The sequence below is a fragment of the Asaccharospora irregularis DSM 2635 genome, from assembly GCF_900129815.1.
Classification (GTDB): Bacteria; Bacillota; Clostridia; order Peptostreptococcales; family Peptostreptococcaceae; genus Asaccharospora; species Asaccharospora irregularis.
Map to the genome: position 1 here is coordinate 1 of NZ_FQWX01000075.1, position 1,218 is coordinate 1,218.

At 28.7% G+C, this 1,218-nt stretch carries 3 protein-coding genes; all 3 read right to left on the minus strand.

Annotated features, from left to right (window positions below):
- On the minus strand, positions 1-387 hold a 387-nt coding region (locus tag BUB34_RS12870; protein ID WP_073127878.1), incomplete at its 3' end, for an IS66 family transposase.
- Between the two features lie 75 nt (positions 388-462).
- A complete protein-coding gene (gene tnpB / locus BUB34_RS12875; protein WP_073127880.1) occupies positions 463-813 on the minus strand; it encodes an IS66 family insertion sequence element accessory protein TnpB in 351 nt (116 codons plus the stop codon).
- Positions 807-1,133, minus strand: a complete 327-nt coding sequence (gene tnpA, locus BUB34_RS12880; protein ID WP_073127882.1) for an IS66 family insertion sequence element accessory protein TnpA — start codon at positions 1,131-1,133, stop codon at positions 807-809. The genes tnpB and tnpA overlap by 7 nt, the downstream gene beginning before the upstream one ends.
- Positions 1,134-1,218 lie beyond the last annotated feature (85 nt).

The following is a 1,218-nucleotide window of genomic DNA, read 5'->3' on the forward strand; positions in this document are numbered from 1 at the left end:
TGAGTGGCAATCTTCGCATATTGCTTCTTCATCAGTAAGTTTATGTTCTATAGTAACTATTTCTAAATTTGATAAGTTATCTTTTTTACCAGTATTTTTAGTTGGTTTATTTCTAGTATATGTTATTTCTTCAAGTGTAGGCTCCGCCTTTTTTAAATCACTTTCTTTTTCGGCTTCATTAAATAAAGATATCTGGTTAGAATCTACTTGTTCGCTAGATTTTCCAAATAACTTTTTATTTTTGTTTATAAGTTGAGACTTCAGAAACTCTAATTCTTTTTTTAAGTCATCAATCTCTTTGTCTTTAGATTCTAATTCTTTCTCCATATTCATGATTAAGTTCTTAGTAACATCATCAAGTTGATTATCTACATTTGAATTATTCATTGCGTAACCTCTCATTTATAGTATATCTTATTATACCATAAAACCCTTGATATACCAAGGGTTTGACGGTTATTATTAGTATATATTCTTTTGTGTCACGGGTTGAAATTTAGAAGTTGTTCTTACTTCATACCCTTTAAGAATCCAACTTAATTCTTCTTTGTTTACAGTTAATGCTTCTTCTTTAGTTATGGGCCATTTTATTTTGTTATTCTCAATTCGATGATAGTATAACCAAAAGCCTTCGTCAAAATGAAGGATTTTTAATCTATTTTGCTGTCTATTACAAAAAACAAATAGTGCCTTTTCAAAAGGATCTAGTTTTAGTTGATTTTTTACTGTAACAACTAACCCATCGATACTCTTTCTTAGGTCAGTTACTCCACAAGCTAAGTATACTTTATCAATATCGTTTAAATTTAACATGTTGCTGAAAGCTCCTTTATTATTGTAGTTAAAAGCGTAGCTTCGCTAGTTGGAATATGAATAATGGCGTTATTTATTTCTATTTTTATGTATTTAGAAGAAGGCTCTGCATTTTTAGGATTTATCGGAGTAGATACTTTTGCTAATTCTACTTCACAAAGGGTTGGTTCTATTTGTTGATGAGCCAGTCGTTTTCTATGGTAATAGAATTGACTTTTAGATATTTTTTTCTCTTTACAAAATTCTGTTGCAGTTGCATCATAAGATTTGAATTCTTCAATGATTTGATCCCATTGTTCTATGCTGTTTTTTACATACATAAGGTTAGCCTCCATATTTAATTTTATATTAATATTTTAGCTAACCTATAATTTATATTGTAGTCAGAGATTTTTTGACGTTTAC

Bases quoted from the DNA above. Each gene is read 5' to 3' on its own strand.
- tnpB (WP_073127880.1), bottom strand. From the start codon at position 813: ATGTTAAATTTAAACGATATTGATAAAGTATACTTAGCTTGTGGAGTA.
- tnpA (WP_073127882.1), bottom strand. From the start codon at position 1,133: ATGTATGTAAAAAACAGCATAGAACAATGGGATCAAATCATTGAAGAA.